Origin of the sequence: Hymenobacter frigidus (assembly GCF_014640435.1) — a bacterium.
In the GTDB taxonomy this organism is placed as follows: domain Bacteria; phylum Bacteroidota; class Bacteroidia; order Cytophagales; family Hymenobacteraceae; genus Hymenobacter; species Hymenobacter frigidus.
The window spans coordinates 92783-111144 of record NZ_BMGY01000003.1 but is presented as its reverse complement, the minus strand read 5'-3'; the positions used below and the strand labels follow the sequence as shown (position 1 = coordinate 111144).

Sequence of the window (18362 nt, the reverse complement as noted above, 5' to 3'; positions counted from 1 at the left end):
CCGTATACTGCAAAGGAGGTGGGCACGGTTATCCTCGGCGGCCGGTATGCCCCCCTTTGCCGAGTATTTGCGTTAAAGGCACATTACCGCCGTTCCGCTTCGCCCCGAATGCCTCTTTTACCCTTTCGACTGACTGCGTTCCGGCTGTGCCTGCTGGCGGCCCTGAGTTTGGCGGCCGGGTCTTGTGCCCGAAGCAATTTCTTTCAATCCGATGCCCGCGTGGGCCCGGGCAGCACCGCTCCCCTGCCGGCCACCGCCGATTCGGTGCTGGCCACGGCCGGCCGCCACTACAACCGCCATTCTGGGTTTTATTGCTGGTTTTGGGGCCGGCATTACCGCCGTACCTGGGCGGCGGCGGTACCGGCCCGGGTGTTGCAATTGGCTACGGCCGCACCGGGCGGCCTGCGACCCAGCAAAAGCGGTGGCGGCTATCAAAGCATTAGCATGACCCTGACCTGCCCTGAGGGCCGCGATTACGCCCTGCGCGCCCTCGACAAAGAGCCCAGTAAAACGCTGCCCTTTTGGCTTCGCAAAACGTTCCTGCTAAACGCAGTGCGCGACGCAACCTCCGCCGCCAACCCCTACGGCGCCCTCACGGTACCGCCGCTGGCCGAAGCCGCCGGTGTGCCCCATAGCCGTCCCCACCTGGTGTATGTGCGGGCCGATGAACAAGGCCTGGGCCCAATGTCGGAGCGGTTTCGGGGCAAGTTGGCACTGCTGGAAGAAAAGTTTAGCTCCTTAGCCTCCCGCACGCCGGCCCTGGCGGAAGCCACCAATTTCCTGGGCGGCGAAGCCATGCTGGCCCAGGTGTACCAGCACCCAACTTATTCCATCGACCAACGGGCCTTTTTGCGGGCCCGGCTGCTGGATGTGTGGCTGGGCGACTGGGACCGGCACGAAGGCCAGTGGCAGTGGGCTGCTTTTGCGGAGCCGGGGGGCCGAATTCGCTACCTGGGCATTCCCAAAGACCGGGACCAGGTCTACTTTCGGTTTGATGACGGGCTGATTCCCTGGCTGGCCTCGCGGCAGTTCATCGCTCCGCAATTTCAGACGTTTAAGCCTGAATATGGCAACGTATCCGGCTTGGTGCACCAAGCCCGGTTTATTGACCAACGCGGGCTTTCGCAACTCACCCGGGCCGATTTTCAGCGGATGGCGACGGACTTGCAGCGCCGGCTGCCCGATTCGCTGATTGAGCGGGCCATGCGCCGCCTGCCGCCCGCCGTCTTTGCTCTCGAAGGCGAGCGGTTGGGCACCGCCCTCAAGGCCCGCCGCCAAACCTTGCCCCAGGCGGCGGTGGCCTTCTACCTGAGCCTGGCTCACGAACCCACCCTGGGTGGCACCGCCCAAGCCGAGCGATTTGAAGTGTACCGATACACCGATTCGACCAAGGTGCGCATATTCTCAACCGCCGCGAGGTCCGCACCGGCCGGCGATTCGCTACGCTTTCAGCGGACCTATTTCTCCGCCGAAACGCAGAAAATCAGCATCGATGGCCTGGGGGGCGACGATATTTTTGAGGTGACCACCGCTGCCGCAAGCCGCCCACTGCCCTTGCTGCTGTACGGCGGCGCGGGACACGACCAGCTGCGCCTGCACGGCCCCGGCACGCGCCTGAAGCTCTACGACGAAGCTTCCGACATGACCGCCGCCGGGGCCCAAAAGCCCCACCTGCCGCAAAAAAAACGCGGGGCTTACAACCGCCTCAACGACAACTAATGCCATCCAGCGGCCTTACTTGCAGCCATTACGACAGGTTCGCCGGTGAAAACCCAAGCCTGATTATCCGATAGTTCTTGATTCCAATTCAATTGCGCACTTATTTTTTGACAGCGGGCATTCTGGCCGGGTTGCTCAGCACTGGCTGCGTTCGCAAGCAATTCTTTCAGCCTGATGCCCGCCCCAACGTGGCGCTTCCCCTCCCGGCCGCTACCGACAGTGTGCGCGGCGTGACGGCCGGCAGGCAGTATGCCCGCCACGGCCGGCTCTACCATGCGCTGGTGGGCCAGCACCACCGCTCCATTTGGGCCGCTCCGGTAAATGCCCCCGTGCTCAACCTCGCCACGGCCCGGCCGGGCGGCTTGCTGGCCGGCAAAGTAGGCGGCGGCTTCAACAGCACCAGCCTGAGTCTGACGGCACCTGATGGTAGCGCCTACGTCATCCGCACGGTGGATAAAGACCCCATTCGGGCCACGCCGGAGGCTGTGCGGGGCACGTTTTTGGTGAATGTGCTACGGGATAATGTATCAGCGACCAACCCGTATGCTGCCCTGGTAATACCGCCCTTGGCTACGGCCCTGGGCGTGCCCCGGTCAGAACCGCACCTGTACTACGTGCGCCCCGACGACCCCGCTTTTCAGGCTGACTCATTGCAGCGTTTCCGCGGCCAGCTGGCTTATCTGGAAGAGAAAGCTGCTGTGTTGCCGGGCAACGCAACTCCCACGGCAGTGCTCAATAGCGAAGAAGCTTTTGCCGCTGTTTTTGCCAGCCCCGCCCAACGCTTCGACCAGCCTGCCCTGCTCCGCGCCCGGCTTTTTGATGGCTGGCTGGGCGACTGGGACCGGCACGCCGGCCAATGGAACTGGGCCGTTGGCACACCAGCAGCAAACGGCTATGCCCCGCTGCTTCCGCTACCAAAGGACCGCGACATGGTGTTCTACCGGCTCGACGACGGCGTATTGGGTTGGCTTATTGGGCACGTGGCCATTCGGCACTGGGTCACGTTTGGGCCCCGCTACAAAAACCCGGTAGCGCTACTTTCCAACGGTGAATACCTGGACCGCCGGGCGCTCAATGGCCTTAATCGGGCCCAGTTTCAAGCCGCCGCCCGGGCCCTGCAGTCGCAGCTGGCCGATACGTTGCTGAGCCGAGCCGTGCACCGCCTGCCGCCCACTGCCTTCGCGCTGGAAGGCCCGCGCACCATTGCTGCCTTGCAGGCCCGGCGGGTGGCCCTGCCAGCCCTGGCCGACGCGCTTTACCAGGATTTGGCCCGCCGCCCCATGGTGGGCGGCACGGCCCAGGCCGAAACCTTCCTCATCAACCGCTACCCTGATTCTACGCAGGTAATTGTGTACCCGAGTGGTTCGCGCCCTGCGCAACCCCTGTTCAGCCGCACTTTTCTGAGCAGCGAAACCAAGGAGATTTCGCTGCAGGGCCTGGGCGGTGACGACAGCTTTGTGGTAAACAACCCGGCAAATGCCGCCGCCAAAATCCGGCTCCGCATTTATGGCGGGCCGGGAGCTAATAAGCTCACCGAAGGGAACAAGGAAGTTGGGGCCAAGGCGCTACGCGGAGTATTTTTCTCCCAAAGCAGCGCCCCAGCCGCGCAAGCCTACGACAAGCTGCCCGAGGAGTGAGTGACATAAGCCAATCCCGGCAGCTATTTCGCACTTTTCAGCATCTTAAGCACCAAGCGCTCCACGGGCGAAAGCAAGTCGCCGGGCTTGGTTGCGGCGTCGTGCTTCCGCAGGTATTCGATAAGCCAGCCGGCCTTGAACAACTCCACCACATGCGGGTGAATGTAGTATTTGGAGCACACCGTGGGGGTATTGCCCAAGCCGGTGGCCACTTCCTTCACGGCCTTTTTCACTGCCTTTTCGGGAGCCAACTCCGGTTCTTCGCGCAATACGGTTTCGAGGCACTCCACCATTTTTACTGTGCCGCCCCAGGTGCGAAAGTCCTTGGCCGATAGCGCCAGGCCGGTGTGGCGCTGCAGGTACTCGTTCACATCACCCGATTCCAGGGCGTGATGCTGGCCGTCAGTAGTGTAGTACTGAAACAGGTGCTGTCCGGGAATTTCCTTGCATTTGCGTACCAATCGGGCCAGGCGGGCATCCTGCAGGGTTACGTTGTGGGCCACGCCTTTTTTACCCACAAAGGAAAAGTTGACCTGACCGCCTTCAATGGCTACGTGCTTGTCGCGCAGCGTGGTCAGGCCGTAGCTATTGTTCTTCTTGGCATACTCCTTATTACCGACCCGAATGAAGGATTGGTCCATGAGCAGCAGCACCAGAGCCACTACTTTTTCCCGGTCGAGGACCGGGCGGCGCAGGTCTTTGTTGAGTTGTTCGCGCAGCGGGGCCAGCTTTTCGCCAAAGGTGTGCAGGCGCGAAAACTTGGTCAGGCTACGCATTTCGTCCCAGGCCGGGTGGTAGCGGTACTGCTTACGACCCAGGCTGTCGAAGCCCGTCACCTGCAGGTGCGTGGTGGCCGAGGGCGAAATCCAGACCTCGGTCCAGGCCGGCGGAATCACAAAGCTGGTAATCCGGTCCAGGATTTTCGCGTCGGCTATTTTCAGGCCCTTGACGTCGTAGTAAGTAAAATTTCCGGCACGGGTGACTTTGCGGGCCAGGCCCGGGCCTTGGTCGGTGGCATAACGCAGGCCGGCCATCTGGGCCTGGCGGGCCGGGTCTTTGTAGAGGATGTGCGCCTCTTCCTGAGGTACTAGCGTCTTCTTGCGGGATTTGGGGCGTGGCGTGGCAGCAGTGGACATAATCGGATAGAATGGGTCCCGGGTGGTAAGGCGTGGGCGTTCTACGCAAAAAGGGCTACCGTGGCTGCCAAGCCGCATTCCAGGCCGCCCGGCGTAGGTTTGCCCCATGAAGCTGCTTGATGCCCTTTCCGCCTTTTCTGAATGGACCGACCACCTCCTGACCCGCCGCTCGGCGCGGGCCGGCCGACTGGGGGCCCTGCGGCTCGATGCGTACCGCAGCTACGGCACGGCCGCCAAGTTCTACATTAAGGGCCGCCTGATGGCCGACCCCGGTATCGCGCCCCAAACGGCGGCCGACTCGCGCTGGCGCAACTTCCGCAGCATGGTGCGCCGGTTCAATAGCCGCGAAATCACGGGAGCCGACCTCGTGGCCGAGCTGCCCGACGGCAGCCAGCACCTCGTCACGACCGACGACGAAGGCTACTTCACCCTCATCATCGAGCCCCACGCTCTGCCCGAGCCCGAGTCTTACCTCTGGTATCCGGTGCCGGTGCGCACGGTGCGGCTGCCCACCAATTATCCCTTGCCCACCGCCGTGGTGCAGGCATCGGCCAAGGTGCTGGTGCCCCCGCCCAGCGCCGAATTCGGCGTCATCAGCGACCTCGACGACACGGTGTTCGAAACCGTGGCCACCAACGTGCTCAAGATGCTGGCCCGCACCCTGCTCAGCAACGCGCATTCCAAACTACCCTTCGTGGGCGTGGCCGAGTTCTACCAGCGGCTGCAGCGGGGCCGCACCGGACGGCCCGACAACCCATTTTTCTACGTCAGCAGCAGCCCCTGGAATCTCTACGACGTGCTCGACGAGTTTATGGGCATCCACCAAATGCCGCCCGGCCCGCTGCTGCTGCGCGATTTGGGCATTTCCCGACCTAAAACCCCGCCCCCGCCCGGCGTCGTCGGTTCGGCCGCCATTCATTTTGCGCACAAGCTTCACGAAATCGACGACCTGCTGACCACCTACCCCCACTTGCCCTTCGTGCTGCTCGGCGACAGCGGCCAGGAAGACGCCCGCATATACCGCGAAGTGGTGCGCCGCCATCCCGGCCGCATCCGCGCCATCTACATCCGCGACGTGCAGGTGCCGGCCCGCGCCCTGCTGGTCGGCCCCATTGCCGAAGAGCTGAAAGTGGAAGGCGTGCCGATGCTGCTGGTGGCCGAGTACGCCACGGCGGCGCAGCACGCCGCCGGGCTGGGGCTGATTGTGGGTGTGGAACAGAAAGAAAAGGAGGACCTCAGCAACTAGAGCGTCACGCTACCGATTTCTTTACTGGCTGTTCGTGTGGTCAGCCACCACCTTCCACTCCCCCTCAACCCGCCGCAGCACCAGCAGGAAATAGCCTTGCTCGTCGCCCGCAACGGGCCCGGCTATGTGCCAATGCCCCACCACCTGCGCGGCGCCGGGCGTCAGGGGCGTCACGCGCAGGCCGCTGAAATCGAGCTGGCCCATGGCCGCGGCGTTGGGGTAGTTTTTCTGGTAGTTGTCCAGAATGCGCTGCCAACCGTAAGTGGGGCCCTTGCGGCCCAGAAACACCAGCGAGTCGGAGTGCCAGTACCCCTGCATGAAGCCCGGCATGTCGCCGCGGTTCCAGGCTGCCGTCTGGGTCGTGAGCACCGCCACAACGGCCCGGCGCGTCGCTGCGTCATCCTGTTTAGCCGTGCCAACCACGGGGCCTCCCGTCGCGCAGCCGAGCAAGCCCAAGCCGAGGGCCGCCGTACCTAGTTTCCCGATTGTCGCGATGCTTACCATGTTAGTTGTGCAAAAGTGTGTTGACGTAAGTGATGCCCCCCAGCCGGCGCATGTTGCGCAGCACCCGCCGCTGCTTGGCCCGCGCCACCGGCCCGGGGTTGGAGGCCCGGAACCGCAGCGGGTTGGGCAGCACCCCGGCCAGCAAAGCCGCCTCGGCCGGGGTCACCCGGCTGGCCGATTTGCCAAAATAACGCTGGCTGGCCGCTTCCACGCCGAAGGTGCAATCACCCATCTCGGCCACGCTCAAATACATTTCCATGATGCGCCGCTTGCTCCACAAAGCTTCAATCAGTATCGTAAAGTAGGCTTCAGCGGCCTTGCGCACGTAGCTACGCCCTTGCCACAGAAACACGTTTTTGGCCACCTGCTGCGTGATGGTGCTGCCGCCTACGATGTGCGTGCCATCGCCGTTCCAGTTGCGCTTGGCCGCTTTGGTAAGGGCATCCAGGTCGAAGCCGTGGTGCAGCAAAAACCGCTGGTCTTCGGCCGCCACCAGGGCCAGCGGCACGGATGGGGCCACTTCGTTCAGCGTGCGGAATTGGTAGCGAATGTGCCGGGACTCGCGCTGAATGCCGTAGTAGCCCAGGCCAATGGGCGCGTGGGCCCGGCGGTCCAGCATCAGCCAGGTGGCGGGCGGGTCCACCCATCGGTAAATCAGTACCCAAGCCACCGAAGTCAGGAACAGCACGGCCGCTACCTGCAATACCAAACGGCCGGTTTTCTTGAGCAGAGTGGACAGGTTCGGAAGTAGCGTAGCGGTTGACATTGAGGCAAAAGTAGCGTGGTACGCCGGGTTTCATCTTTCCCGCCTACCTTTCGGCTGCCTGCTGCCCGGCTTACCCGGTTGCTTCACCACAAAACCCAATCGGCTAGTTCGCCTGTTGTGTCAGCAAATATCTTCTCTTCTCCGTCTGCTTGCCATGGCCCGCCTGCTCCCGTTATTCCCGCTCAATCTGGTTGTCTTTCCGGGGGAAAAGCTTAATTTACACATCTTTGAACCCCGCTACCGGCAGTTGGTGCGCGAATGCATCGAGCAGAACACCACCTTCGGTATTCCGCCCTACCTCGACAATTCCCTCAGCGACCTGGGTACCGAGATGCGCCTGCTTGGCGTGGAGCAAACCTATTCCAGTGGCGAGCTTGATATTCGAACCAAAGCCGTGGGCGTGGTGCGAATCAACAAATTCTACCGCCAGGCCCCGGGCAAGCTCTACGCCGGTGGCCTCGTCGAAGCCGTGGTGCAAGACAACGAGGCCGACCCGGTCCTGCGCGAAATCATCATCAAGCAAGTGCGCCAGCTCTACGAAGCTCTCGGCCTGCGCAAACTGCTGCTGGAGCTGGCTCCCGATTACTGCATCTTCGACGTGGCCCACCACATCGGTTTCAGCACCGAGCAGGAATACCAGGTGCTGGCCACTACCAGCGAGCAAGAGCGGCAGGAAATAGTGCGCGACCACCTCGAAACAATCCTCCCCGTCGTCCTCGAAACTGAGCGGCTCAAGGAACGGGTGCGCCTCAACGGCCACTTCAAAAACCTGACCCCTCCCAATTTCTAGACCACGGATTCGCGCTGATTTTTCGAGTTTCACGGATTTTGTAGTCGATTCAATCAACGAGAAAAGGCTTGCCATGCGGCAAGCCTTTTCTCGTTGATTGAATCGACTACAAAATCCGTGAAATCTGCTGAAACCCGTGGTCTATTGTTTCAAGCCGGCCGGCACGCCTTGTGGGAATTCGGCCGCAATTTCCTTTTCCAGTTCGCCAATACGGTTGCCGGGATTGGGGTGCGTGCTCATAAATTCCGGCGTGGAGCTGCGGCCGCCCTGCTGCTCCAAAATTTTCATCACCTGAATCATGGCTCGGGGGTCGTAGCCGGCTTTGGGGGTGAAATCAACCGCAAGCTTATCGGCCTCCAGTTCGTCGTTACGGCTAAAGCGCATCCCGATTACTTTGGCAATGGCGGCGGCGATGGCCGCCTTCGCTATTGAGCTGCCGGGGCTGTTGGGGTCGTACGAGGCAATGGTTGCGGCCCCGGCCAAGCCCTGCGTGAGGTTGGATTTGGCCACCTGTGCCGCCGAGTGTCGCCCCACCACGTGCCCAATTTCGTGGGCCAGCACCCCCGCCAGCTGCCCTTCGGAAGTCAGGTTTTTCAACAGCCCCTGCGTGATGAACACTTGGCCGCCAGGCAAGGCAAACGCGTTGATTGTCTGGTCGTCGGCCAGCAAATGAAACTGGAATTTATATCCCGTCTGGCCGGCCTTGGTGGTGCTGATTATTTTTTGGCCCACTTGCTGCACGGCGGCCGTGGCGCGGCTATCGGGGCTTTCGCCACCGTATTGCGCCGCCATTTCGGGCGCGGCCTGCAGGCCCAGGGCAATTTCCTGGTCGGCAGTCATGCTGATGTGCTGCGTTTCGCCAGTCACCTCGTTTTTCGAGGTATTAAAATAGTAGCCAAATAGTGACACCGCCGCCACGATAATGGCAATGATGAAGCGGAGATTGAAACGCATGGAAAAAGAGAAATGGTTGAGCGTAGTAAAAAAAACTGCCGGCTCCTGACGTTAGGAACGGCCGACAGCGCTTTTAACGCACACTTTTATTTCTGGTTATTTCCCGCCGCTTACCCCGGAAAGCGCGTGTTCGCAAAGGCCGCCGCCGCACCGGCTAAGTTCAGCCACTGCGACCGGTAGCCCGCCCGCGCCGGCCCGTGCAGGTACAGCACACTCCCGCCCTTAATGGCCCGCACAATGGCAGCCGTTTCGGCCACTGGCAAGGCCGGACAACCCTGGCTGCGGCCCAGCCGGCCGTGCGACTTCACAAAGTCCTCGCACACATACTCTGCACCGTGCACTACCACGGCCCGGTTCTCGGCATTGGTATTGAACCCAGGGTCGAGGCCCATAATCTTGAGCGAAAGCCCGTGCTTGCCGTTGTAAGTCGTTGGTGCCGTGCGGTAAAACCCCAGGCTGCTCATCTCTGAGCCCCCACGGTTCGAAAAAGCCAGCGGAACATCGGCCCCACTCGCTTTGCCGTGGGCCACCAGCGTGTGAAACAGCACCTTGGCTTTCTCCACGTTTATCACCCACAACCGCTTCTGCTGGCTCGATTTGCTGAAATCAATCAGGGTGAGCACTGGCGGGGTACCGGGGCGCTTGCTGGCCCCGCGCAGGTTGTAGTAGCCCACCAGTCCTTCGCGAAACACACCCAAGGGCAAGCCCGCCGCTCCCAGTCCTAGTTTGGCATAAAGCTCCACGGCCTGCCGCTCGAAAGCCGTTTGGAAGAAGACCTGCTGGGCGGCTGGCGGCAACATCGCCATCGCCTTGGGCGCAATCACCTGAGCCCCCAGCTGCGCGGGCGATGCCAGCGCCAGTGAAAGTAATCCGGTTAGAAAAACCTTTGCACACTTCATCAGCAAGGGGGGAAAATGGGTTTTGGAATATCTCGAAGTGAGCAGTACACAATATCGGGCCAAAAATAGTGCTTAATTTCGCTGATTGCTCAGCGATTTGGCGGCATTTTGCATTTTTTCCAACAATGTTAATATCCAATTTCCCCCGATTCTGCGGGCGCGCCCTAATGGTGATATGCAGCGGAGTGCTCGTGAGCTGTGGCCACGCGCTGCCCCAAATTCCGGGCTTCGATGCGGCCACCTGGCGCGCTGACCCGTACGCCTGCCGCGACCAGCGCCGCGCGGCCATAGCCGCCCTGACCCGCAGCCGTGAGCACCTCTACGAAGCCCGTGCCGACGATGTCACGGCCCTGCTGGGCCCGCCCGACGAGGAAGAACTGCGCGCCGGCACCGAGAAAGCCTACTACTACTACCTGGAGCCGGGCACCCAGTGCCAGGGCCGCCACGCCCGCTCAGGGGCCGCGTGCATCAGCCTGCGGTTTGGCCCGCTGGGCACCGTGACGGAAGTACTCATCGACCCGCTCACACCAGCTAAACCCTAATAAACCATCCAATTTTCCACAAAAAAGCCTGTCATTGACCTGACAGGCTTTTTTGTGGAAAATTGGATGGTTTAACCCTTGCCAACGCTGGCCGGCTCTGCGGCAGGTGGATTATTGGCTTGCTGCAACTGACTGAGCTGCGATGGTGTCAGAATACGGCTGCACTCCTGCTCGTACTGGGCCTCTAGCTCAGCAGTTTTGGCGGTTCGGGAGGTTTCGTCATTCCTATACTCGCGGTTGATGGAATTCAAACCCGAGAGTTTGGTGCGATTCAGCGGCAGCAGCTGCAGGAACTGTCCCTCGTTGAGGTGGAGCCGAGCAGTCATTTCCCGGGTCATGACGACGGCATCAGCCGACGGTATTTTGCGGGAAGTGGGGTGTTCAGAAAGGCGGTCAGACATCTGGGCCTGCGCCGTGAAGGATGCGAGTGCAAGCAGCAACGAGAAAGCCGCGGAATGTAATTTGCACATAATTGATATTTTTTAACAAGAAGAAGGTATCGATTTGGCCCTAGACATATGTAAGTTACCCATTAGTTTCGCAAGAGTCTAATTTTTTTTATAAAAAAAACGAATATAGTCCTTAGTAATTACCATGGGCGCAAAAAAACAGCCCCCGAAAGGACTGCTTAAATAGTTCGACATCAAAAACCAAGGGCTTACTCAACTTCCACTACTTCCTGGTGCTCAGGGCTTTTGTAGTACTGCATGGCAACCAGCGAAACGATAACACCGGCCATGGTACCCAACAGGATAATACCCAAGCCTCCGATGAGCACTCCAAGGTCTGCCCCAAATAAGTCGCGGGCTTCAATCTGCTGCACCGCCGTCTGACTAATGCTCCCCAGCAGCCAGAAAAAAATGCCCAGTATAACGGACGCAATCAGGGCCGTGAGAATACCGGTACCAAAGCCGTTGAGATACTGCATATGGTCACCTTTGGCCTTCTTATAGCGCTTGATGGCCAGTGTTACGCCCACGGCCAGAATGACAATATCGAGCGTGCCGGCCTCAATCTGGTCGAGAAAACCTGCTAAGGCAGCCAGACCAGTGTATCCCACCAAGGCGACGGCGGTAAGCGCACCCATTCGGATGGCATTGGATTCGAAACTCAATTCCCGGTTAATCATGGCTCAGAAGGTGAATGGAAGATGACAACTGAATCGCCGGTTGGTAGTACCCGGCGACAGGGCCCTGCACAGGGCCGTGCTAGAATAAACGGGAAAGGTGGCCAGTGGTTCGGATACAGGCCGGCGCGGCCGGCTGTTGCGGGCACTATTTTCGGTACTGATTAGTTAATTTCCGCGGCACAGGCAACAAGTTTCCGGGGCGGGATTACGGCCCGGGTCCTGTTGCGTAATTTTGTGGCTTGCCGTGCGCCAGTGCGCGGCTGTTGTTTGCTTCTATTTTCTGACTGAATGATTTCGACCACCAATGTGAGCCTGCGCTACGGCAAGCGCATCCTGTTTGAAGACGTTACCGCCAAATTCCTGCCCGGCAACTGCTACGGCCTCATCGGAGCCAATGGCGCGGGCAAATCCACGTTCCTGAAAATTCTCTCCGGCGAGCTGGAGCCCAACACCGGCTCCGTGGAAATGCCGGCTGGCCAGCGCCTGGCCGTGCTGAAGCAGAATCAGTTTGCCTACGACGAGCAGCCGGTACTCCAAACCGTGATTCAGGGCCACCAGCGCCTGTACGCGGTGATGACGGAAAAGGACGCGCTCTACGCCAAAGCCGATTTCTCGGACGCCGACGGCGAGCGGGCGGCGGTGCTCGAAGGCGAGTTTGCCGACCTCGAAGGCTGGAATGCCGAGTACGAGGCCGCCGAACTCCTGTCCGGCCTCGGCATTGTGGAAGACAAGCACTACAGCCTGATGGCCGACCTCGGAGCCAGCGAAAAAGTGCGGGTGCTGCTAGCCCAAGCCCTTTTTGGCAACCCCGACGTGCTGCTGCTCGACGAGCCGACCAACAACCTCGATGCCGAGAGCGTGCTCTGGCTCGAAAACTTCCTCGATTCGTTTCAGAATACGGTGATTGTGGTCAGCCACGACCGTCACTTCCTCGACGCCGTGTGCAACTACATGGCCGACCTGGACTTCGGCAAAATCACGATGTACCCCGGCAACTATACCTTCTGGTACGAAAGCAGCCAGATGGTGCTGCGCCAGCGCCAGGACGCGAACAAGAAAACCGAAGACCGCCGCAAGGAGCTCGAAGAGTTTGTGCGCCGCTTTTCGGCCAACGCCTCGAAATCAAAGCAGGCCACCAGCCGCCAGAAGCTGCTGCAAAAGCTAACGCTGGAAGATATCAAACCCAGCTCGCGCCGCTACCCGTACATCGCCTTCAAATCGGACCGCGAGCCCGGCAACCAGCTGCTGAGCGTGGAAAACCTAAGCGCCAAAGTAGACGGTCAGGTCATTTTTAAGAATGTGAGCTTCACGCTGGATAAGAAGGACAAGGTGGCCATTGTGGGTCGCGACGACCGCGCCGCTTCCCTCCTGTTCGACATTCTGTTCGGCGAAAACACTCCGGCCACCGGCGATGTGAAATGGGGCACCACTATCACGCCAAGCTATTTCCCGAAGGAGAACAACAGCTTTTTCCAATCGGGCGAATTGAACCTGGTGGACTGGCTGCGGCAGTATTCCGTAGAAAAAGATGAAAGCTTTATCCGCGGCTTCCTGGGCCGGATGCTGTTTTCGGGCGAAGAATCGCAGAAGAAAAGCAACGTATTGAGCGGGGGCGAGAAAGTGCGCTGTATGCTTTCCAAGATGATGCTGCAAGGCGGCAACGTGCAGGTGCTGGACGACCCAACCAACCATTTGGACCTGGAAAGCATCACGGCTCTGAACAACGCCCTGCGTGATTACCCGGGCTCGCTGCTGTTTGCCTCGCACGACCTGCAATTCATTGATACCGTCGCCAACCGCATCATTGAGCTCACGCCCGATGGCATTATCGACCGGCGCATGAATTACGAAGAATACCTGGCCGACGAAACGCTCCGGGCACAGCGTCAGAAAATGTACAAGCTCGTTTCCTAACTCACCTTTAGCCTACCCGGCCCATGAAACGTCATCTGTTACCCCTGCTGCTGCTTGTTGGAGTTGCTGGCCTGCCCACTCTAACGGTGCAGGCGCAGGACAAGCCGGTGCTGAACACGGCCCCTCCGGGCCTGCCGCCCCCACCAACTCGCCCCGTGGACAGGACTCCGGCCCCTGGGCAGGAGCCGGCCCCCGTGGCCCCAACTCCCGCTCAGGAGCCAGTGGCCCAGCCCAGCCCCGACCGTCCCTCCGGCCTGGACTTGCCCGGCACCCGCGAGGCCCGAGCCAAAGCTGCCGAAGCCGCCAATACGAAGATGTTTGTCTACACCGGTTTTAGCTTGGGCTACACCAGCTACTTTGCCGGCAATGCGCAGGTTAGTCAGTTCGTGATTGGTGCCTCACCGGCCATTGGCTACCGCATCAACGACCGGCTGTCGGCCGGGCCGGGCATTTCTTACACTTACTCTAATTACTCGGTGGACTACGGCCGCAACAATGGCGGTGGCAGCCTGCAAAGCAATAACTTCGGGGTCAAGGCCTTTGCCCAATACCGGGTTTATGACCAGTTCTTCATTCACGGCGAATACGAATTGACCCGTGCGCGCGTGCTGGAATACGATGCTTCCAACAACCCGACGGGTGGCAAGTTGGACCGCACCATCGAAAGTCCATTGGCTGGCCTGGGCTACCGCCAGCAGTTTAGCGACCGGGCCGCCGGTGATATTTTGCTGCTTTATAATTTCAACGACACGTTTGAAAGCCTTTACCCTAATCCGGTAATTCGCTTCAATTTCTTATTCAATTTCGGGCGCTGATATTTGCCTGTGACGTAATTGAGCAGATAGCTCCGAACACAAAGAAGCCGTGCTGAGATTCAGCACGGCTTCTTTGTGTTTTTTAGTTAACTAGCCGCGGTTGGCTACTATATCGCGCTGCGCCCGCTGATTACGCGGAGCAGGATGGCAATAATGGCAATTACCAACAGGGTATGAACGATGCCGCCCGTGAAGAAGCCTCCAAAAAAGCTTACTGCCCAAATAATTACAAGAATGACGGCGATAATGTACAGCAGGTTGCCCATGACGAAGAGGTGTGAGAAAAGTGGAAGATATATGAAGAGTTTCTATAGCCTTCTACGCCCTCTTTTGTAAAAAGATGTAATTATTGGGAAAACTTGGCCCTGGTCATGCAAATTCCGCCATTGCTAATAGCGGCGTAGCTTTGTTGCAGCAAGCAGCGATGCTGCGTTTTTCACTCCCACCCACTCTTTTTCCGCTAGTTATGAACGTCGCCGTTATTGGCTCCGGCACCATGGGCAATGGCATTGCCCACGTTTTTGCGCAGCACGGTTTTTCCGTCGCCCTCATCGATATTAACCAGCCAGCCCTGGACCGCGCCCTGGCCACCATCACCAAAAACCTGGACCGCCAGGTAGCCAAAGCCACGCTGAGCGAGGAGGACAAAGCCGCTACCCTGGGCCGCCTCACAACACATACCTCCATAGAAGCGGGCGTGGCCGGTGTGGCCCTGGTGGTAGAAGCCGCCACCGAAAACGTGGACCTGAAGTTGCAAATCTTCCGCGACCTGGACCAGTATGCCCCCGCCGATGCTATCCTGGCCTCCAATACGTCGTCGATTTCCATTACCAAGATTGCGGCCGTCACCAAGCGCCCGCAGCAGGTTATCGGCATGCACTTCATGAACCCCGTGCCGGTGATGAAGCTGGTGGAGGTAATTCGGGGCTACGCTACCTCCGATGCCGTAACGGTGAAGGTGATGGACCTGTCGCGCCAGCTGGGCAAAACCCCCACCGAGGTGAACGACTACCCTGGCTTCGTGGCCAACCGCATTCTGATGCCCATGATTAACGAGGCCATCATTTCGCTGTTTGAAGGCGTGGCCGGCGTCGAGGAAATTGATACGGTGATGAAGCTGGGCATGGCCCATCCCATGGGTCCGCTGCAACTGGCCGATTTTATTGGTCTGGATGTGTGCCTTGCCATTTTGCGCGTGCTGCACGACGGCCTGGGCAACCCCAAATACGCGCCGTGCCCCCTGCTGGTGAACATGGTGATGGCCGGCCGCCTGGGCGCGAAGTCGGGCGAGGGCTTCTATCAGTACACGGCCGGCTCGAAGGACTTGGTGGTGGCCGAGCGGTTCCGGAAGTAGGTTCCTTCCAGCATAAAGCAAGAACGTCATGCCTCGGCTACGCTCGGCATGACGTTCTTGCTTTATGCTTCTGTCCTCATATCCGTAAGGAATAAACCTCTACTGCGTCTACCGCGTTGTAATTCCATCTCATTCAATATTCCCTTACCCATGGAACAAGCAACGTTCGGAGCCGGCTGCTTTTGGTGCGTCGAAGCCGTATTTCAAAATTTAAAAGGTGTTGAGAAAGTGGTGTCCGGCTATGCCGGCGGCCGCAACAAAAACCCTACCTACAAGGAAGTTTGCAGCGGCCTCACGGGCCACGCCGAAGTCATTGACATCACGTTCGACCCGGCCATAATCACCTATAAGGAGTTGCTGGAAATCTTCTGGAAAACCCACGACTCTACCACCCTCAACCGCCAGGGTGCGGATGCCGGCACGCAGTACCGCTCCGTCATTTATTACCACAACGACGAGCAAAAGCAGCTCGCCGAAGACTATAAAAAGAAACTCAACGACGGCCACGCCTTCCCCGACCCCGTGGTGACGGAAATCACGGCCGCGCCAGAGTTTTTTGCCGCTGAGAACTATCACCAGAACTATTTCAACCTGCACGGCCACGAGCCCTACTGCCAGTTTGTGGCCCGGCCCAAAGTGGACAAAGTGAAAGCGCTGTTCGGCGATAAGCTGAAAGCGGGCGTTTAGGCAGCAGTTGGTTAAGCAAGAAGGCCGCTCTCCAATATGGAGGGCGGCCTTCTTTTTACTGAATCAATTCGAATTAAACCGATACCCCGAAATCCCGCAGGGCGTCGTTCAGGCTCGTTTTCAAATCGGTGCTGGGTTTGCGCTGGCCAATAATCAGAGCGCAGGGCACTTGGTATTCGCCGGCCGGGAATTGCTTGGGAATAGAACCGGGAATGACCACCGAGCGTGGCGGCACGTAGCCCCGGTACTCCTTGGGTTCGGGGCCGGTCACGTCGATGATTTTGGTGCTGCCGGTGATGGTGACGCCCGCACCAATCACGGCCTCCTTGCCAATGCGGCAGCCTTCGACCAGGATGCAGCGCGAACCGATAAACGCGCCGTCCTCGATGATAACCGGAGCCGCCTGCACGGGCTCCAGCACGCCGCCCAGGCCCACGCCACCGCTCAGGTGCACACCTTTGCCCACTTGGGCGCAGGAGCCCACCGTGGCCCAGGTATCCACCATGGTGCCTTCGCCCACGTAGGCCCCAATGTTGGTGTAGCTCGGCATCAGGATGACGCCGGGGGCCAGAAACGCGCCGTAGCGGGCCACGGCGGGCGGCACCACGCGCACTTGCTGGCCGGCGTAGTCGGTTTTGAGCTGCATTTTATCGTGGAACTCAAACGGGCCGATTTCCTGGGTGCTCATCTGGCGGATGGGGAAGTAGAGAATCACCGCCTTTTTTACCCACTCGTTGATGGTCCACTCCCCACCGTCTTCGGTGGGCGGGGTGGCTACGCGCAGGCGGCCTTTGTCCAGTTCCTCAATCACGTGCTCGATAGCCGCTTTGGTTTCGGGGGTTTGGAGCAGGGTGCGGTCGGCCCAGGCCTGCTCTATTTGGGTTTGCAAATCAGACATTTTGAAACGGAATAATAATCAGCTAAAAAGCCAGCGGAAAACCGCGCGACTCGTTGGAAACAGCAAAACTAGCATCTTTGGCCCGTGCTTGGTCCCAACTCCCCCAATTTAATCGTGCTGCTGGCCTCCGTTCTTAAGCCGGTTGATGATACGCGCATGCGGGGCAAGTTTGCCCACACGCTCAGCAGCCGACCTGGCGTGCAGGTGCACGTGGCTGGCCGGGCGGCCGGTACCCCAGCTTCAGTCACCACCGTTCCGGGGCCTCGCATTGAGCAGCACGCCCTTTTCTCCGGCTCCCGGCTGAGCCTGGAACGGCTGGCCGCGCAGTGGCGCTACTGGCAGCTGCTGCAGCGCCTGCGGCCAGATTTGGTCGTGGTGCATGCCCCTGAGCTGCTGCCGCTCACGCTGCTGTGGCACCAACTAAGCCCGCAGCGGTGGTTTCTGTACGACATCCGCGAAAACTACGCCCTGAATGTTACCACGCAGCAAGTGTACCAGGGCATTATGCGCCGCTGGCTGGCCGCGGGGCTGCGCTGGGTAGAGCGCCTGGCCGCTCGTAGGGCCAGTGGCCTGCTATTGGCCGAAGCCAGCTACGCGAGCGAACTCCCGTTTCTGCACGAGCAGCCAACCAGCCGCGTGCTGGTGCTCGAAAACAAGTACCAGCCCACCCAAGACGAAGTATTAGACACGGCACCCCACCCAACCCCGCCACCAGCCCAGCCCTTGCGGCTCCTTTATTCGGGGACTATTTCCGAGCTGAATGGCGTGTGGGAAGCCATTGACCTGGCCCGAAGCCTTCATGCTGCTTGGCCCGGTGGTGCTCACCTCACCATTATCGGTTTTTGCCAACAGCCGGACTTACTCGCCCAGTTGCACGCCGTGGTAGCTCGGCATCCGGTCTGGCTCACGCTCATTGGTGGCGGGCAGCCCGTGCCGCATGCCCGCATTGTGGCGGAAATTAGCCGCAGTCACCTGGGGCTGCTGCCCTACCGGCCCCACCCCAGCACGGAGCGCTGCCGGCCCACCAAGCTGTTTGAATACCTGGCGCACGGGCTGCCGGTAGTGGCCACGCCCAATTCATTATGGCAGGAGCTGCTAACCCGGCACGGCGCGGGCCTCGCCCTCGATTTTGCTAATCCGGAGGCGGGCACCGCCCTGGCAGCGCAGCTACAGCACACCATTTTTTACCCCCACGGTGTACCCACCGACGTATTATGGGAAACGGAAGGCAAAAAGTTGTGGCTTTTGCTGGATTCTCTCATTAAAGCTGCCACCTTTGCGCCCCAATTTGCGCCGACTGCGCAACCTTAATTTCATTGGGCGCCGACCTGCTCTGCGCCCGGCTTACCCCTCCTAAAATTTCAACTCAATT

The 18362-nt window shown here is 59.8% G+C and carries 19 protein-coding genes; 10 read left to right on the top strand and 9 right to left on the bottom strand.

Annotation, left to right across the window (positions count from 1 at the left end; translation table 11 throughout):
• Positions 1–108: 108 nt before the first annotated feature.
• Positions 109–1719: a hypothetical protein gene (locus IEW17_RS02495; RefSeq protein ID WP_188560438.1), complete on the top strand. Its 1611-nt coding sequence runs from the start codon at positions 109–111 to the stop codon at positions 1717–1719.
• A gap of 92 nt (positions 1720–1811) precedes the next feature.
• Positions 1812–3356, top strand: a complete 1545-nt coding sequence (locus IEW17_RS02490; protein WP_229748764.1) for a hypothetical protein — start codon at positions 1812–1814, stop codon at positions 3354–3356.
• Positions 3357–3379: 23 nt separating this feature from the next.
• Here the strand turns inward: IEW17_RS02490 and IEW17_RS02485 are convergent, their stop codons facing one another.
• A complete protein-coding gene (locus tag IEW17_RS02485) occupies positions 3380–4492 on the bottom strand; it encodes a DNA topoisomerase IB (protein WP_188560436.1) in 1113 nt (370 codons plus the stop codon).
• A 106-nt stretch (positions 4493–4598) separates the two neighbouring features.
• Between IEW17_RS02485 and IEW17_RS02480 the strand changes: the two genes are divergently transcribed.
• Positions 4599–5738, top strand: a complete 1140-nt coding sequence (locus tag IEW17_RS02480; protein WP_188560435.1) for an App1 family protein phosphatidate phosphatase — start codon at positions 4599–4601, stop codon at positions 5736–5738.
• A 21-nt stretch (positions 5739–5759) separates the two neighbouring features.
• Here IEW17_RS02480 and IEW17_RS02475 read toward each other — a convergent pair whose 3' ends face one another.
• Entirely contained in the window at positions 5760–6242 is a 483-nt protein-coding gene (locus IEW17_RS02475) for a YybH family protein (protein WP_188560434.1), read from the bottom strand.
• Position 6243: 1 nt separating this feature from the next.
• On the bottom strand, positions 6244–7008 hold the full coding sequence (mtgA, locus tag IEW17_RS02470; RefSeq protein ID WP_188560433.1) for a monofunctional biosynthetic peptidoglycan transglycosylase: 765 nt from the start codon (positions 7006–7008) through the stop codon (positions 6244–6246).
• 154 nt (positions 7009–7162) lie between these two features.
• On the opposite strand from mtgA, the gene IEW17_RS02465 reads away from it, so the two are divergent.
• The gene (locus IEW17_RS02465) at positions 7163–7798 is read left to right on the top strand and encodes an LON peptidase substrate-binding domain-containing protein (protein WP_188560432.1); all 636 of its coding nucleotides are present in this window, start codon (positions 7163–7165) and stop codon (positions 7796–7798) included.
• A 141-nt stretch (positions 7799–7939) separates the two neighbouring features.
• On the opposite strand, the gene IEW17_RS02460 is transcribed toward IEW17_RS02465, so the two are convergent.
• Positions 7940–8752: a M48 family metalloprotease gene (locus IEW17_RS02460; protein ID WP_188560431.1), complete on the bottom strand. Its 813-nt coding sequence runs from the start codon at positions 8750–8752 to the stop codon at positions 7940–7942.
• 110 nt (positions 8753–8862) lie between these two features.
• Entirely contained in the window at positions 8863–9651 is a 789-nt protein-coding gene (locus tag IEW17_RS02455) for a murein L,D-transpeptidase catalytic domain family protein (RefSeq protein ID WP_188560430.1), read from the bottom strand.
• A 125-nt stretch (positions 9652–9776) separates the two neighbouring features.
• Here IEW17_RS02455 and IEW17_RS02450 point away from each other — a divergent pair, with 125 nt between their 5' ends.
• Positions 9777–10193 (top strand): hypothetical protein, encoded by a 417-nt coding sequence (locus IEW17_RS02450; protein ID WP_188560429.1) that lies wholly within the window; start codon positions 9777–9779, stop codon positions 10191–10193.
• A gap of 71 nt (positions 10194–10264) precedes the next feature.
• On the opposite strand, the gene IEW17_RS02445 is transcribed toward IEW17_RS02450, so the two are convergent.
• Both IEW17_RS02445 and IEW17_RS02440 read right to left on the bottom strand, forming a co-directional pair.
• Positions 10265–10633, bottom strand: coding sequence for a hypothetical protein (locus tag IEW17_RS02445; RefSeq protein WP_188560428.1), 369 nt, complete (start codon positions 10631–10633; stop codon positions 10265–10267).
• Between the two features lie 218 nt (positions 10634–10851).
• A complete protein-coding gene (locus IEW17_RS02440; RefSeq protein ID WP_188560427.1) occupies positions 10852–11322 on the bottom strand; it encodes a DUF4199 domain-containing protein in 471 nt (156 codons plus the stop codon).
• A 288-nt stretch (positions 11323–11610) separates the two neighbouring features.
• Between IEW17_RS02440 and IEW17_RS02435 the strand changes: the two genes are divergently transcribed.
• Both IEW17_RS02435 and IEW17_RS02430 read left to right on the top strand, forming a co-directional pair.
• The gene (locus tag IEW17_RS02435; RefSeq protein ID WP_188560426.1) at positions 11611–13236 is read left to right on the top strand and encodes an ABC-F family ATP-binding cassette domain-containing protein; all 1626 of its coding nucleotides are present in this window, start codon (positions 11611–11613) and stop codon (positions 13234–13236) included.
• Positions 13237–13259: 23 nt separating this feature from the next.
• Entirely contained in the window at positions 13260–14051 is a 792-nt protein-coding gene (locus IEW17_RS02430) for a hypothetical protein (RefSeq protein WP_188560425.1), read from the top strand.
• A gap of 107 nt (positions 14052–14158) precedes the next feature.
• Here IEW17_RS02430 and IEW17_RS02425 read toward each other — a convergent pair whose 3' ends face one another.
• Entirely contained in the window at positions 14159–14317 is a 159-nt protein-coding gene (locus tag IEW17_RS02425) for a lmo0937 family membrane protein (RefSeq protein WP_188560424.1), read from the bottom strand.
• Positions 14318–14517: 200 nt separating this feature from the next.
• Between IEW17_RS02425 and IEW17_RS02420 the strand changes: the two genes are divergently transcribed.
• A complete protein-coding gene (locus IEW17_RS02420) occupies positions 14518–15405 on the top strand; it encodes a 3-hydroxybutyryl-CoA dehydrogenase (RefSeq protein WP_188560423.1) in 888 nt (295 codons plus the stop codon).
• A 150-nt stretch (positions 15406–15555) separates the two neighbouring features.
• A complete protein-coding gene (gene msrA / locus IEW17_RS02415) occupies positions 15556–16092 on the top strand; it encodes a peptide-methionine (S)-S-oxide reductase MsrA (RefSeq protein WP_188560422.1) in 537 nt (178 codons plus the stop codon).
• Between the two features lie 73 nt (positions 16093–16165).
• Here msrA and IEW17_RS02410 read toward each other — a convergent pair whose 3' ends face one another.
• A complete protein-coding gene (locus tag IEW17_RS02410; RefSeq protein WP_188560421.1) occupies positions 16166–16990 on the bottom strand; it encodes a 2,3,4,5-tetrahydropyridine-2,6-dicarboxylate N-succinyltransferase in 825 nt (274 codons plus the stop codon).
• An 84-nt stretch (positions 16991–17074) separates the two neighbouring features.
• Here IEW17_RS02410 and IEW17_RS02405 point away from each other — a divergent pair, with 84 nt between their 5' ends.
• Complete coding sequence (locus IEW17_RS02405; RefSeq protein ID WP_188560420.1) at positions 17075–18301, top strand: glycosyltransferase; 1227 nt, start codon at positions 17075–17077, stop codon at positions 18299–18301.
• Positions 18302–18362 lie beyond the last annotated feature (61 nt).